The sequence below is a fragment of the Alteromonas sp. 38 genome (assembly GCF_902506055.1).
Lineage (GTDB): Bacteria > Pseudomonadota > Gammaproteobacteria > Enterobacterales > Alteromonadaceae > Alteromonas > Alteromonas lipotrueae.
Map to the genome: position 1 here is coordinate 1769874 of NZ_LR733300.1, position 14352 is coordinate 1784225.

A 14352-nucleotide genomic window follows, 5' to 3' on the forward strand; every position below is an offset into this window, starting at 1 on the left:
ATTAGTATGAGCACACTCGGTCAGTTTATACCTAACGTCTAATGGTGCTTGTTGTCTTCGTTGATAGCAGGGGCCATAAGCTTTTCTGCATTAGCTTGGGCCGTTAGGTTTAATTGGGTGAGCCTATGATGATTACTATCTGAAAGTGCCATATCAGCAATAATGCGAAGTAGTTTAGGAATTCCGTATTTACGATAAACGGCGGTGTCTGATTCAATCATACACTGCAGTAAATTAAGCCCGAATGCTGCCGTTTCTGGCGATAAATTCAATGCATCATAGAAATGCTTCATAGCGGGTAAGTAGTGTTTATCCATAAACAGCTGGGTACCGGTTTCATTTAGCATGACTGCTTGGTCATGATTAAGGCTCAGACGCTCCCCACCACTAAAAATAAGGTCGTCGTTAGCAACCTGCTCCGATATGATCTGCAGCTCAGAATTCTTCTGCTTTGCAAGGGCAAGCAATTGGCTCGCTTTTCCTTCTTCGCCTAAGCCATGATGTACTTTAGCGGCAATAACCAGCATTGAAGGCTCGGTACGAAGGTAATCATCCATGTAGTCACTTTCTAGTAAGTGAGTAGCTTTATGATCTTCGCCGTCTAAAATGGCTGAAAAGGCCAGTAGATAATCTCTTTTTTGTAATAGTTGGCGATCACTCTGACTGCGACCTGCCAAGCCAACTAACTTACGAGCTTGGCTTAAGCTTTCTTCTCTATTCGTACTAGGCGCTTCTTCTGCAAGTAGTAAATAAAATTCCGCTAATTCGAAAGTGAAATCGTTAAACCTGTCTTTGGCACTGCGATGCATAGCGCGCTTTTTTTGTAACAGGTCAATGGCTTCTACCACTTTGTCCTGTTTTTGATACGCGATAGTTTTTAACCTAGTAGCAGGTAAGCTAAGTTCACTGAATTTTATCTGACCTAAATAGGTTTCTACTTGTTCGTAAGATTTTTGCTCAAAAGATAAAGAAGCCAGCCATTCAAATGCGCTGTCACGCGCTAGACTTGACGTTACCATGCCACTGAGTTCGTCTTGGCAGTCGGGCCAAAGACCCGCCGCATACTGGCACTTAATTTTGCCCCATTGAGCCCAAAGCACTTTATCTGAGCGAGTGAGTACATCTTCATACACACGCATTGCAGGCAAAATATCTTCGTTTTCAAATAAGAGCTTGGCGTAAAGTTTACCCACATCTGAAACAAGCCTGAGAGGAACGCCCTCCCGCAATTTCTTACGCAATAATGTAATGGCAGAAGGTCGCTGTTTATTATCCACTTCTCGTAACACGGGCTCAATATATTGGCGATAGCTTAAATAGTGCTTAATTTGTCGGGACAATGACGCAATGGTGTAAGGTTTTATAATTAGCGCATCAGGTTGCAAATCCATTATACGGCCAATGGTTTGGGGCGAACGATCTGAGGTAAGAAAAATGAGGCCTGTTCCAGGACGAATAAATCCCGACTCTTTAAGGCCCTGTATCCACTCAACCCCAGTTCTTCCTTGACCTAGGTGGTAGTCCATAATAATGAGTTCGAAATGCTGCTTACGTAGCACCGATTTAAGCTCAACACCTGATCCAAAACTGCTAACGTTTAATTTTGCAATGGGTAGTAGATGACCTCGCAACGTAGTGCGCGCAGTTGCGTTATCTTCAACGATAGCAATCCGATAATCCAAGAGATGTCAGTTTAGTAGTGTTTTAATAAACATAGCTTATCAGCGCTGGGCGTAAAGTGCATTAGCCGTAAGTTTAACTTTCTAACTGTATGTCTTTATTTATTATTTTTGCGTTAGTGAAGTTAGAAAGCAGGGTAAAATTCCTGCATATTTGTCACAAATATTTTACATTAACTTTAATTATTTTTGATGTTTACGTTTACGTGAAGGTAAGTTGTTAGATACTGTTATTACGACTAAATACTCAATGGTTGAATTTTACTTAAATCAACCGTGAATAATTACCAATTTTATTACCCAGAAGGGCAAGTAACATGAATTTCGACCTTTCAGATGATCAACTCGCCTTTGAAGAAACTGCTCGCCAGTTCGCGATGCAGGAGTTTGCACCGAATGCTGCACAATGGGACCGAGACCATCACTTTCCCGTTGAGGCACTTAAAAAGGCGGGGGAACTCGGTTTTTGTGGGTTATATACCCCTGAATCAGAAGGCGGGCTGGGCTTGTCACGCCTTGATGCTTCAATCATTTTTGAGCAGCTTTCCATGGGTTGCACCACCACTACCGCCATGCTGACAATTCACAACATGGCCACGTGGATGATTGCGACTTGGGGCCAAGAAGCCGTTAAAAAGCAATGGTGTGAGGTACTTGTGTCGGGGGAGAAACTTGCTTCTTACTGCTTAACCGAACCTGGTGCTGGCTCAGACGCTGCGTCATTAAAAACCAAAGCTACGCCAGTAGGAAATGGCTATGTGCTTAGCGGCGCAAAAGTGTTTATTTCTGGTGCAGGAAGTACCGATGTACTTGTGGTAATGGCTCGTACGGGGGGAGACGGGGCAAAAGGTATAAGCGCCTTTGCCGTTCCCGCTGATGCCGAAGGTATTATTTACGGTAAAGCGGAAGAGAAAATGGGCTGGAATGCACAGCCAACCAGAATGATCACTTTCGACAACGTAAAAATTGATGCGTCGTGTCGTTTAGGTGATGAAGGGCAAGGCTTTAAAATGGCCATGCAAGGGTTAGACGGTGGGCGAATTAATATAGCAACATGCTCAATAGGAACTGCGCAACAAGCGCTTAATGTCGCCAGACAGTATCTCACTGAGCGTGAGCAGTTTGGAAAACCCATTGCTACTTTCCAAGCGTTGCAATTCAAACTAGCTGACATGGCAACTGAATTGGTCGCTGCCCGTCAAATGGTGAGAATGGCAGCCAGTAAGCTTGATAGCAAACATGCCGATAGCAGTACTTATTGCGCAATGGCGAAAAGATTTGCGACAGATGTGGGTTTTAAGGTGTGTAACGACGCGTTACAGTTACATGGTGGATACGGCTATATCAAAGAGTATCCGTTAGAACGCCACGTAAGAGATGTGCGGGTACATCAAATATTGGAAGGCACAAACGAAATCATGCGAGTCATCATTGGTAGGCGCTTGCTAAGCGATGAAACCAGCGTTCTGTGATATAAGGCGCGGTGGCAAAAATCGGTGATGCAACAAGGAGTACAAAGTGGAACATACAGAATCAGTGGTGGTTGTTGAAGAAATCGCAACGCACTCAGGACATATTATTGGCGTGCTTACACTGAATAAGCCCAAAGCCCTAAATGCGCTTGATTTAGAAATGGCGAGTTTGTTATTAAACGCATTACAAGCGTGGGAAAATAGAAACGATCTTGTCTGCGTAGTGTTAAAAGCCGCAGGAGAAAAAGCATTTTGTGCCGGTGGTGATATTGTATCCATGTACAACGCAATGCTGGAATCAAATGGCGAAATCCCTGATTTTCTTGCCTCTTTTTTCCGTACAGAGTATACCCTAGATTATAACATTCATCATTACGCCAAACCCATTATTGTGTGGGGTTCTGGAATCGTCATGGGCGGTGGAATGGGGTTAATCTGTGGTGCGAGTCACCGTGTGGTTACCGAAACGTCCCGCCTAGCAATGCCCGAAATTACCATTGGATTGTACCCTGACGTAGGAGGCAGCTATTTTCTGCCACGCTTACCAGGAAACACTGGTCTTTTCTTGGGGCTTACCGGTGTTCAAATGAATGGAGCAGACGCGTGTTACGTAGAATTAGCTGACGTGTTGGTAGCGTCCGACCAACAACCCGCTATGTTTGACGCGCTTCAGAATTACTCGTGGAAACTCAATGACGAATCAACCCCACTCAATGGGCAAGTCACCGCCATTTTAAACGGCCTTAACACACCAGAAAGTCAGCTTCCTGCAAATGTAGAATCTCACCGAGCGATTATTGAGAAGTGGTGTGAACCAGACAACGTTACTGATGTGGTTAATAACCTATTATCAGCAGATGTTAGCGGAGATAAGTGGTTAAGCCGTGCGCAATCTACATTGGCTAAAGGGTCGGCCATAACCGCGCATTTAGTGTTTGAAGAGTGCAAGCGTGGTGCACAATTATCTTTAGCTGACTGCTTTCGTATGGAAGCAATTATGTCTTGTCGCTGTGGTCAATACGGGGAGTTTCAGGAAGGCGTACGCGCACTACTGATAGAAAAAGACTTATCGCCAAAATGGAAGTACAAAAAAGTAGAAGATGTACCAGAAGAGGTGGTTGCATCTTTCTTTGACTCACCCTGGACCAATGAAGCTCACCCATTGGCTGATTTGTAGCCATGTTTCATAGTGTGAGGGGAACTTCGCGTTAAGCTCTTTCACAACTTAGTAGCAACGCTGAAGCAGTCACGACACCGGCGGTGAAGTTTGGTAAACTCGCCGCCAGTATTAGACAGTTTTACAGTGGACTCTTTTTATGTGGCAATGCCCACTTTGCCGAAGCCCAATCGATATTAGTGCCTCGGTCATTCAATGCAGCAATAACCATAGTTTTGACAAAGCGAAAGCCGGCTACGTTAACCTTCTTCCTGTACAGTTTAAAAACTCGAAGTCACCTGGTGACGACAAAAGTATGGTTCGCGCTCGAAGAGAGTTCCACGATCTCAATGGTTATGGACCGTTGAAGCAACGCATGACCGATATAGTGGCGCAATATCATAACGATAACCGCAATAGTGAAAATACCAGTGTGAATACAAACCCAGAGCTTGCGATCTACGATGCAGGGTGTGGGGAAGGGAGTTACCTAAACGCCCTAGTAACAGGTTTAGAAGCTAAAGATATTCACACTACTGGCAGTGGTAGTGATATCGCGAAAATTGCGGTGGAATTAGCGGCTAAGGCTTATAAATCACAGCAGTTTGTTGTCGCCAGTAGCTTTGATTTGCCCATTGAATCGAATACTCAAGATGTAGTTATTCAGGTTTTTGCCCCCGGAAGCAGTGAAGAGTATGCACGGGTGTTGAAAGCAGGTGGGCTCTTGCTTACCGTGGATCCTGCACCCATGCATTTGTTCGAATTAAAGTCGCTGGTATATGACAACCCTGCAAAACATGCTGTAGAAAAAGAAGAACGGGTGGGTTTCGTACAATCTATGGATGAAACAGTAAATTATCCTTTGCATTTCGACAACAATGAACAAAAAATCGCGTTGATAAAAATGACGCCGTATTACTGGCGTTTACCACCGGATAGATTGGCCGACATTGTTGAAAAACTAAGCCAAGTTACTGTTGATTTTCGTGTTCAAGCTTGGCTGAAACCGTCTGAATGTATTTGAAGAGATAAGATAAAATGGGTTCACACACTGTTAAAGCCTTATTTTTAGACCGTGATGGCATTGTTAATGTCGACCATGGTTATGTGGGACGGTACGAAGATTTTGACTATGTAGACGGCATTTTCCCGCTAATAAAGCGCTTTGAGAATGCGGGCTATAAAATTATCATCGTGACTAATCAGTCGGGTATTGCACGAGGTTTGTATTCTGAAGACGATTTTAATGCTTTGATGAGCGAAGTTCAGCAAGACTTTCACCGAGCTGGTATTGGTGAGGTTTCTGTGTATTTTTGCCCTCATCATCCAGAGCATGGTATTGGCGCGTACAAAAAACAGTGTGCGTGCCGAAAACCTAGTCCAGGTATGCTAAAACAGGCTGCAGAAGACCATTCTATTTCACTACCTTTAAGCATCATGGTTGGCGATAGTTGGCGAGATATACAAGCAGGGCAAGACGTTAGTTTATCTCACTGTTATTATGTTTCCCGCAAAGCCCCGCCGACCACTGCAGCGTTAGAAAATGTTACTCAAGTCACCTCTTTGAACGATATACCTGTTCCCAATAGCGTATAACCCACTTTTTGATACATGCTCGCTAATGGCTAACGCATGAAGCGTCCATAGTGACGGGTAGCCAGTATGAAGAGAAAACAAAGCCGTTCGCTCAAAGCATTTTCGCTGGATGTGTAATAAAATGAAATTGAATAGATACAAAAAAGGCGCCTAATTTGGCGCCTTTTACGTTTTAGTTTTGGTTAGAAAACCGAGATAAGTGCTTGATAGCTTGGCTTAATAAATCGACATTCAGCGGGGCATTGCTGCGCTTGCCCGTTGCAACCTCAGTAATTTCGTAACTACCATTACTCAACACATCAGTTCGTTTACCATTATGGAACACCACGATACGCTCACCAGAGGTACTTACTAACCACTTACGGCTTGGGTTCAATAAGTTTTGACCGGTAGAGTAGAAGGTTGTTGGTGCCGCACATCCAAGGGCGTTCATAATCGTTGGCGCAAGATCTTCAGTGCTGGCAATATCGGCACTTAGCGACATGTTACTGTAAAGCATGCCTTGTGAACTTTCATTGCCGTAGCCGGTAGCAATCATCACCTTATTGGTTTGCAGCATACCTTGCGTTACGTATCCCTCAATCGCAGATGCAGGTAAAAACGCTAAGTGTAAGCCATTATGATTGTTTGAAAGAGGCTGGCGATAACTTTCGAACAAATCGTCAGGTAAACTTTCATCAAAATGAATGGATACAGGCATTCCTAGGCCTACCGGTAAGGCTAGCAGCACAGGGCGCTTTCTACTCAGTGAGTCTTGATAAATCTCTGGCACACCAAACAAGGTGGTGGTTATTAATCCCTGTAAACTACTGGCGGTAGAATGATAGTTTTCTAACGCATTGAGCCCTAGCGTGTCGATACCAGAAATTGGGGCATCATCAATCTGCACTATCACTGTCATGTTTTTACCGGAATCGATAGAACAATAAACAGGCTCTGCAGGGTAGCTAATATTGTGAATGTCGGTATTAAATTGCAGTTGCTTTCGCTCTTCATAAGCGGCTAAATCGAGCAACCCATAACGAGACATGGTTGTTTTAGCGGTAGCAGGGTACGACAGCGGGAACATATTATCTTGCTTGATGATGGGTTGATACAGTTCGGCATCGGCCCAAACATGCACTGCATGGCTGGTGACAAAACAGACCACGAAAAAGCTAGCTACCGGCACACCGATTTTATGCTGTGAAAAACGCTCGACTCTTTTCCAAATAGCATTGGCTAGCATAAGCTGGAAACCCAACCACACTAAAAAAAGCATGAATAAATAAGCCCACTGTTGCCAGTAGAATTCACTTATTTGCGTTTGAGCTTCTGTTTTAAGTAAATCGGCAGCGTGAAAACTGATATGAAAGCCGGTGCGGTTAAATAACAAAGCATCAAATGCCAATAGCGCAAGTCCAACCGCAGCTATAATAGATGCACTGGCTTTAATGGCCCTTGGGTTCGTTGCCAAATAACAAAGCGGTAGAATAAAAATAACAAAACCAAAAAAGGTCATAAAGCCAATATGGCCTAACCAATTGGTAAGCAAATAGAGTGTACCCAAACCCGTGCCTGGCATAGGTGAAGAAAACACAAAAATAGAAGCTATAACAATGGCTATTATGATATTCGCTAGCGCGAACCAATGGCCCCAATTAACTAATTTCGTCACTCGCTGGCGGCGAGGAGATTCGGCTAAAATCATAAAAAAGCCTATTTAACCTTGAACACTCTTCTTGAGCACATTAGCAAACTGATCTGCCATGGCTTCGCGTTTGTCAGGACTAACCTGAGTCTGTAAAATATGGGTAATTACATTACCTAATACCATTAGCGATAAGTCTCTTCCCGCATCGTTCTCTTCGAGGGTTAGAATGACTTTATTCATTAAGGTTTCAAATTCAGCATTGGTATAACGACTGTTCTGGGGCACTGTTACGCCTCTTTTTCATGATTTCTTTGATAAAAAGAATGGTTTTACTCGTAAAATGATTATAATCGTTGTTTGAGTGATAACAATCATTCATTCTAAAATCCCGCAATTCCGTTAGTTTTTCTAACATTTTTTAAGCAACAGGACACCCTAATCGCTATGAGTGCACTGATTCATCACTTTGTTGTACACCGTTTAGTCGTTAATAACGAGGATAAAATAGAAGCTATTCCTCGTGATAATTGTTTGGCGGTAACGCCAGAAATTGAGCTTCTCGCACACCAAATAAACCACAGCTTTAATGCCAAACCCGGTAAAGGGGTTGGTCACTTTGTTTCGCAAAGCAATGAAGAAAACACAGATAACGTAGCAGAATTTTCCGAAGGTTTGAAAAACTACCTAGCGCAGAAAAAAGCTGGCGGCGAAAATGTAGAAGAAGCATTTCATAGCTTTTCGTTATCAGCTACTAAGCGATTAGTGAAAACGTTAATAGATACAGGCACCGTAGAAACAGGGTTTCTTATTTTTTGCCAGTATGAGTTTTTGGCGACTCAATATTTAATGATTGCTTTGTTAAATACTCGCTCTCACGTTGAAGTGACTAATTCACTTGATTTGTCTTCTCGAGAGCATTTAGATTTGGCGCGTATGCAACTTGCGGTTCGCATCGACTTAACCCAATGGGATATCCAACCTGAACAGCAGCGTTATGTTAGCTTTATTAAAGGCCGTATGGGCCGTAAAGTGTCTGACTTCTTTATGCAATTTGTTGGCTGTGAAGAACTGGTTGATGTGAAGCAGCAAAATAAGCAGCTGATTTCTTCTGTAGATGCCTATTTGGCCAGTGAGTCGTTAGATCCGCAAGAGCAACACCAGCACCGTGAAGAAGTGAAAACGTATTTCAAAGAAAAAATAGACGCAGGCGAAAGCTTATCGGTAGAGGAGTTAGCAAACAGGCTGCCGTCAAACGAAGAAACCAGCAGCAACTTTTCTTCATTTACCCAGTCTATGGAAGTACCGCTTGAAAAAGAAATTCAGCCCGATCCCGCTGCACTAAAACAACTTGCGAAATTTACGGGGCAGGGCGGCGGCGTATCGGTAAGCTTTGAGCGCAAACTGATGGGCGATCGGGTATTTTACGACCCTGCCACCGATACCTTAACTATTCGTGGTATACCACCCAATTTAAAAGATCAGCTTAATCGCCAATCTTCTATGGACTAATCACTGCGTTTAACACGTAAAAAACGTATACTAACAACAGAAAACGAACACGATACAAGGGTGTCATGCAACTATTTGTAAACGATTTGACAGTAATGGACTTTTCTTACCTTTGCCCCAAACGCGGCATGGTAGGTGAAAGCTGGATTGTCGATGTAATCCTAACCGGTGAACTCAACGAAGAGAGTATGGTTCAGGATTTTGGTATTGTTAAGAAAGACCTGAAACGACTGATTGATGAATATGTCGATCATAAATTGCTTGTGCCTGCAGAATATGCGGGCGCGACAGTTATCCATGATGACGTGAATGAACAGGTTGAAGTGCGCTTTACCTGTGAAGACGGCCGAGAAATCATGCTTCGCTGCCCAGCAGAAGCCTATGCCTTTTTGTATTCAGATGTGGTGACTATGGAATCGGTGAGCGTTTACCTAAAAGAGGTGCTTGCCACCCACTTACCAGAAAACGTTGATAATATTACATTAAAGCTTCGCACCGAAGTGATAGCGTCGCCGTATTATCATTATACCCACGGGTTAAAAAAGCATGATGGAAACTGTCAGCGCATAGCGCATGGCCATCGTTCACGCATCGATATTTACCTTGATGGTAAAATTAGCGAACAAGAACAAGCTTATTGGGCAAACCGCTGGGACGATATCTACATCGCGACTACCGAAGATGAAATAGCCTACGAAGACCGCAAAATAACCGGATCAGTCGCTTCACCTAGCGACTACTTCTCATTCGCTTACGAATCATCACAAGGCTACTTTGAGTTACTTATTCCTAAGGCCGATTGTGAAGTGATTACCACAGATTCGACGGTGGAATGTTTAGCCCAGTATCTGTTAGTTGAACAAAAGAAACGTACTCCCAACAATCATTGCCAAGTAGTGGCTTATGAAGGTGTGGGTAAAGGCGCTATGGTGTCTGACTAATTACCTCGTTTTTTGTTTCAGTATGGTAAGCAAAATCGGTATAGGCTATTGGCTGACACACGATACAAGAACGGTATAAATACGAAATAAATGCGATGAAAATACGAAAAGGAGTGGTAATGAGTTCTTGGGTTATGGGTGTAAAGCCTATCCAATCTAGTGTAATTAACTCACTTAAAATAGCAGCGCGTTCCGCTGGCTTGTCAGCCTTACTCTTAATTGGTAGTAGCTTGACTGCTATTCACGCGCAGCAAGACGGGATTACGCTAAATGGCACCCTAACACAAGGGAGTTTGATAAGAGGGCAAGTTGCCCCTGATGCTAACGTTACCCTTGATGGAGAAACATTAGCGCTAAATAGCGAAGGCAAATTCGTGTTTGGTTTCCCCCGTGATGCAAGCCTTTCTCACATGCTTAAAGTTGAACTTACCGATGGCACCACATTAGCACGGGATATTACTCTTACTAAACGTGAATACAACATTCAACGTATAGACGGGCTTGATTCTAAGATGGTGACACCACCAAAAGCAGTGCTTGAAAGAATTAGGCAAGACAACATCAATGTATCTATTGCACGAAGTAAAGTGACCGATGCCGACGCATTGTTTACGCGGTTTGAGTGGCCCGCAAAAGGGCCGATAACCGGTGTATACGGAAGCCAGCGTGTATTAAATGGTGTGCCAAAGTGGCCACACTTTGGCGTTGATGTAGGTGGGCCAACAGGCGCGCCGGTTACCGCGCCCGTTGAAGGCACAGTAACCTTGGCAGAAGATTTATATTATTCAGGTAACACGTTAATTCTTGATCATGGAATGGGTGTTTTTTCTACTTTCCTTCACTTAGACTCTATCACTGTGAAAGTTGGCGATACGGTTGCGCAAGGCGAGCAGATTGGCACCATTGGCGCTACGGGTAGAGCAACGGGTCCACACCTAGATTGGCGAATCAACTTGGGCAAAATGCGCCTCGATCCACAGACGGTAGTGTCGGGAACGCCAGAATAGAGCGAGAACGCCTGAAAAGGCTAACGGCTCCCGCCATCTCCTAAAAATTAAAAGGGCTACCCATACGGTAGCCCTTTTTTATATCTACTAGTATCCCAACGTATATGCGATTCTGCAAAGGTGCCAATCTACAAGGGCGTAAATCTACATAAGCAAAGAATAATCAAAAATGGTTAGTTAAGCCCCAACCATGCAGAAAATTTGCTCTCATCCACAATTGAAAGGTTGCACACATCTTCTCGTGCGTTTCTTATATCAAGATGGCCTGTAATCAATCGGCCATCTCGAATAAGCGAAAGGCTAACTTGGCCAGTATTTGTCGCATCTAATATACGCTGTAATTTCGCTTGGTTAACTACAAAACCATTTACGGCAATAATGATATCGTTAACCATGATACCTGCGTCGGCAGCAGCTAAACCTTCAAAGACTTGAGTAACCGTTAACCCTAGCGGGGCTGGCTTACAGTTAGCACCTAATTGTCTTTTCATGCCTTCGGCGCTTGTTTTTCCACCTTTATCGTCAGCAGATACTTTGCTACGGGTGAGTAATTCAACGCCAATGTTCGATAGCCAATTCTCTAACGGCACATCTTGCGTACCGTATACCACATCGGCTAGATAGTCAGAAATATCAATGTTAAAATCTTGCTTACACAGCGTGGCAATAACATTGTCGGGAGTACCTTTTTCGTCTCGGCCGTACTGATCCCATAAATGACGCAATAACAAATCTAAAGTAATTTCATTGTTCGATTTTTCACGTAGCAATAAATCTAACCCAAAAGCAATAATGCCGCCCTTGGTGTAGTAACTGACAATAGCGTTGGCAGCACTGGCATCTTGCTTATAAAATTTTGTCCATGCATCAAAGCTACTTTCTGCTACCGATTGTTTAAACCTACCCGTATTTTGAAGCAGACGAGTTATGTTCTGTGACACAATATCTAAATATTTTTGTGGCCCGATAGTGCCTGCGCGAGCTAAGGTTACGTCGTCATAAAAGCTGGTAAAGCCTTCATAAATCCAAAGTTGATTGGTGTAAGTTTCTTTTTGCAAATCAGGTTTAACCATTACCTCTGGTTTAATTCGCTTAACATGCCATGTATGGAAAAGTTCATGGCTGCACAAACTTAAAAACGTAATGTAACCGTCGGTTTTGGTATCGCTTTCGCCCACCATGGGAAGGTCGAAACGAGGAAAGAGTAGGGCGGTGGAATCACGGTGCTCTAAACCACCAAAGCCAGTATCTGCCAACAAGGTCATAAACAAATAACGTTTAATAGGTTGCGGGTCGCCAAATAACTGCATATGGTGCTTACAGATTGGGGTCAAATCATTTGCGATCCGCTCGATGTCTAGGTTATTTCTGCCGGAGAATAACAACTCGAAGGTAACGCCTTGCACTTCAAAACTATGGAAGTTACATACCCCAATATAAAGAGGGTGGTCGATAAATTCAGCATAGTCTTTAACTTCATATTCCCAGCTATCAGGCATATCTTCAGTCATTGGCATGCTGGTATAGGCACGCCAATTAGCCACAGCAGGTTTAATGATTTGTAGTTTACATGGTTGTTGTTCAAAGCCTTCAACGCTTAGGAATGCACTGGTGCCATTAATAAACGCATATTCGTCGTTAATAAACGCCGAACGTACTGACAAGTCGTTGGCATGTACTCGATAAGTAATAGTGACTTCGTCACCACGGGTATCGGCTTGCCAGGTTTGTTTATCTAACTTAGTGCATGCAATCGGTTCGCCCGAGGCAGTATTTATAGCTGTTAACGACACTATATTTTTGGCAAAGTCTCTCACCATGTAGCTACCTGGGATCCAAGACGGTAACGTTAATGATAAAGTTTGTGAATCGTGAGGTGGCACAGTTAGCGTTACATCAAACAAATGTTGTTGCCATGAGTAAATTGACAGTTGGTAGTGAAGTGAAGGACTATTCATAGTGGCCTTTATAGAGAAATTATTTGTATCTTAAGAATATGGCGACATCATGCCTGATAGAGAAGGTTTTGTCAGCCGACACAAAATTGGTTACATTTACATTAAGTATAATAAGAACGTTCTTAAATACATGACAGATAATGCAGTAAGTAGCCAACTTAACCGAGAAGACGTCGATAATTTGTGTGCGTTGCCGCCTGGTACAGTGGTAGATTTACAAATTACGACGCCAACGGCGCCCAAGCGGGTAAAAACCGCCTATGTAGGAATGGAACTGGCTACTTGCATGATATTCCAGATCCCCACTTCTGCAAAATGGATGGTTGTTAGAGACTTACTGACGGTGGGCAATGACGTTGTTGTACGCTTTGTACTGGAAGGTGACGCCGGGCAGGTCATAGCGTTTAGAGTAAAAGTACTCAAATTACTGGCTAAGCCCTCAGGGTTGTTGATTACCAGCTTTCCTCGTCGAATCGAATCGATAGGCCTTCGTGCCAATAAGCGGGCGCAGCCTGGTATTGCGGTTAAAGTCTCCTGTGAAGCTTTTCCTGAGTCTGAACATGTGACCGGTATTATAGTGGATATTTCTAACGATGGCTGCCGCATAGCCTTACCTCTTAAGCCTGAATGGCCAATCATGATTGATGAAACTAAAATTGCATTAGTTTATTCAACTGATGGTAAAGAGGCCACGTTGAATGCCACTGTTAAAAATAACCAGCTAGAATCAGACTTTGTTTATTATGGCTTGAAATTCGATAGCGACGACGATGCCGTCAATACGCTGTTAGCAGGCCATACGCTAATTAGTTAATACGATGTTCACAACAAAAAAATAAAACAATTATTATAACAATAAGTGGAATTTGCTATGAGAACGATTGAAAAGCTATTACTGCAATATAACGAAAGCCATCAAAATAAAACCAATGTGCTTATTCATGCCATTGCGGTGCCCAGCATCTATTTTGTCACTTTAGGACTTATTTGGGCCGTACCGGTGCCCGATTTCATTGCCGATTTCAATGTGACGTGGGCGCATATTATCGCCATTCCAATCCTATTTTATTATTTCAAATTGTCTGGGCCAATTGGCGCGGCCATGACACTGCTTACCATAGCTTGTTTCGGTGGTATTAATTTGATTGCCTACTATGGCGTAAGTGTTTGGCTGTTCTGTCTATCACTGTTTATTGTAATGTGGATACTGCAATTTATAGGTCATAAAATTGAAGGTAAAAAGCCCTCATTTTTAGAAGATCTTCAATTTTTACTTGTGGGTCCTGCATGGTGGTGGATGCATTGGCTTAAGAGATTGAATATTAGTTATTAGTTGCAGTCACTAATCTTAGCAAAGCGTGCGACAAGTCGCATATGAAGTACGACCAAGATGCTCCGCAA

13 protein-coding genes are annotated in these 14352 nt (G+C 43.3%); 9 read left to right on the forward strand and 4 right to left on the reverse strand.

Annotation, left to right across the window (positions count from 1 at the left end; genetic code table 11):
- Positions 1 to 38: 38 nt before the first annotated feature.
- The gene (locus tag FLAVO9R_RS07565) at positions 39 to 1682 is read right to left on the reverse strand and encodes a response regulator (RefSeq protein WP_220099873.1); all 1644 of its coding nucleotides are present in this window, start codon (positions 1680 to 1682) and stop codon (positions 39 to 41) included.
- Between the two features lie 314 nt (positions 1683 to 1996).
- Here FLAVO9R_RS07565 and FLAVO9R_RS07570 point away from each other — a divergent pair, with 314 nt between their 5' ends.
- From FLAVO9R_RS07570 to FLAVO9R_RS07585, 4 genes are all read left to right on the forward strand, one after another.
- Entirely contained in the window at positions 1997 to 3151 is a 1155-nt protein-coding gene (locus FLAVO9R_RS07570; protein WP_159530161.1) for an acyl-CoA dehydrogenase family protein, read from the forward strand.
- A 46-nt stretch (positions 3152 to 3197) separates the two neighbouring features.
- Positions 3198 to 4328 (forward strand): enoyl-CoA hydratase/isomerase family protein, encoded by a 1131-nt coding sequence (locus tag FLAVO9R_RS07575; RefSeq protein ID WP_159530163.1) that lies wholly within the window; start codon positions 3198 to 3200, stop codon positions 4326 to 4328.
- 139 nt (positions 4329 to 4467) lie between these two features.
- Positions 4468 to 5331 carry a putative RNA methyltransferase gene (locus tag FLAVO9R_RS07580; protein WP_159530165.1) on the forward strand — a complete coding sequence of 288 codons (864 nt, stop codon included), beginning with the start codon at positions 4468 to 4470 and terminating at the stop codon, positions 5329 to 5331.
- 14 nt (positions 5332 to 5345) lie between these two features.
- Positions 5346 to 5903, forward strand: a complete 558-nt coding sequence (locus FLAVO9R_RS07585) for a D-glycero-alpha-D-manno-heptose-1,7-bisphosphate 7-phosphatase (protein ID WP_159530167.1) — start codon at positions 5346 to 5348, stop codon at positions 5901 to 5903.
- 172 nt (positions 5904 to 6075) lie between these two features.
- Here FLAVO9R_RS07585 and FLAVO9R_RS07590 read toward each other — a convergent pair whose 3' ends face one another.
- Together FLAVO9R_RS07590 and FLAVO9R_RS07595 are read right to left on the reverse strand one after the other, a co-directional pair.
- Positions 6076 to 7593 (reverse strand): DUF3413 domain-containing protein, encoded by a 1518-nt coding sequence (locus FLAVO9R_RS07590; protein ID WP_159530169.1) that lies wholly within the window; start codon positions 7591 to 7593, stop codon positions 6076 to 6078.
- 12 nt (positions 7594 to 7605) lie between these two features.
- Positions 7606 to 7821 carry a DUF1414 domain-containing protein gene (locus FLAVO9R_RS07595; RefSeq protein WP_013784021.1) on the reverse strand — a complete coding sequence of 72 codons (216 nt, stop codon included), beginning with the start codon at positions 7819 to 7821 and terminating at the stop codon, positions 7606 to 7608.
- Between the two features lie 159 nt (positions 7822 to 7980).
- Between FLAVO9R_RS07595 and yejK the strand changes: the two genes are divergently transcribed.
- The 3 genes from yejK (at position 7981) to FLAVO9R_RS07610 (ending at position 10993) form a co-directional block, all read left to right on the forward strand.
- Positions 7981 to 9045: a nucleoid-associated protein YejK gene (gene yejK / locus FLAVO9R_RS07600; RefSeq protein WP_159530171.1), complete on the forward strand. Its 1065-nt coding sequence runs from the start codon at positions 7981 to 7983 to the stop codon at positions 9043 to 9045.
- A gap of 65 nt (positions 9046 to 9110) precedes the next feature.
- Positions 9111 to 9986, forward strand: a complete 876-nt coding sequence (locus tag FLAVO9R_RS07605; RefSeq protein WP_159530173.1) for a 6-pyruvoyl trahydropterin synthase family protein — start codon at positions 9111 to 9113, stop codon at positions 9984 to 9986.
- Between the two features lie 119 nt (positions 9987 to 10105).
- Positions 10106 to 10993, forward strand: a complete 888-nt coding sequence (locus FLAVO9R_RS07610; RefSeq protein WP_201299247.1) for a M23 family metallopeptidase — start codon at positions 10106 to 10108, stop codon at positions 10991 to 10993.
- A 173-nt stretch (positions 10994 to 11166) separates the two neighbouring features.
- Here the strand turns inward: FLAVO9R_RS07610 and FLAVO9R_RS07615 are convergent, their stop codons facing one another.
- Positions 11167 to 12951 carry a M61 family metallopeptidase gene (locus FLAVO9R_RS07615; RefSeq protein ID WP_159530175.1) on the reverse strand — a complete coding sequence of 595 codons (1785 nt, stop codon included), beginning with the start codon at positions 12949 to 12951 and terminating at the stop codon, positions 11167 to 11169.
- A 49-nt stretch (positions 12952 to 13000) separates the two neighbouring features.
- On the opposite strand from FLAVO9R_RS07615, the gene FLAVO9R_RS07620 reads away from it, so the two are divergent.
- Together FLAVO9R_RS07620 and FLAVO9R_RS07625 are read left to right on the forward strand one after the other, a co-directional pair.
- The gene (locus tag FLAVO9R_RS07620; RefSeq protein WP_232370605.1) at positions 13001 to 13765 is read left to right on the forward strand and encodes a PilZ domain-containing protein; all 765 of its coding nucleotides are present in this window, start codon (positions 13001 to 13003) and stop codon (positions 13763 to 13765) included.
- A gap of 57 nt (positions 13766 to 13822) precedes the next feature.
- Positions 13823 to 14284, forward strand: coding sequence for an Mpo1 family 2-hydroxy fatty acid dioxygenase (locus FLAVO9R_RS07625; RefSeq protein WP_013784028.1), 462 nt, complete (start codon positions 13823 to 13825; stop codon positions 14282 to 14284).
- Positions 14285 to 14352 lie beyond the last annotated feature (68 nt).

What these genes read in the sequence shown, in the direction of transcription:
- FLAVO9R_RS07615 (WP_159530175.1), bottom strand. Translation starts at nt 12,951, where the DNA reads ATGAATAGTCCTTCACTTCACTACCAACTGTCAATTTACTCATGGCAA.
- FLAVO9R_RS07610 (WP_201299247.1), top strand. Translation starts at nt 10,106, where the DNA reads ATGAGTTCTTGGGTTATGGGTGTAAAGCCTATCCAATCTAGTGTAATT.
- yejK (WP_159530171.1), top strand. Translation starts at nt 7,981, where the DNA reads ATGAGTGCACTGATTCATCACTTTGTTGTACACCGTTTAGTCGTTAAT.
- FLAVO9R_RS07605 (WP_159530173.1), top strand. Translation starts at nt 9,111, where the DNA reads ATGCAACTATTTGTAAACGATTTGACAGTAATGGACTTTTCTTACCTT.
- FLAVO9R_RS07570 (WP_159530161.1), top strand. Translation starts at nt 1,997, where the DNA reads ATGAATTTCGACCTTTCAGATGATCAACTCGCCTTTGAAGAAACTGCT.
- FLAVO9R_RS07585 (WP_159530167.1), top strand. Translation starts at nt 5,346, where the DNA reads ATGGGTTCACACACTGTTAAAGCCTTATTTTTAGACCGTGATGGCATT.
- FLAVO9R_RS07625 (WP_013784028.1), top strand. Translation starts at nt 13,823, where the DNA reads ATGAGAACGATTGAAAAGCTATTACTGCAATATAACGAAAGCCATCAA.
- FLAVO9R_RS07580 (WP_159530165.1), top strand. Translation starts at nt 4,468, where the DNA reads ATGTGGCAATGCCCACTTTGCCGAAGCCCAATCGATATTAGTGCCTCG.
- FLAVO9R_RS07590 (WP_159530169.1), bottom strand. Translation starts at nt 7,593, where the DNA reads ATGATTTTAGCCGAATCTCCTCGCCGCCAGCGAGTGACGAAATTAGTT.
- FLAVO9R_RS07620 (WP_232370605.1), top strand. Translation starts at nt 13,001, where the DNA reads ATGCCTGATAGAGAAGGTTTTGTCAGCCGACACAAAATTGGTTACATT.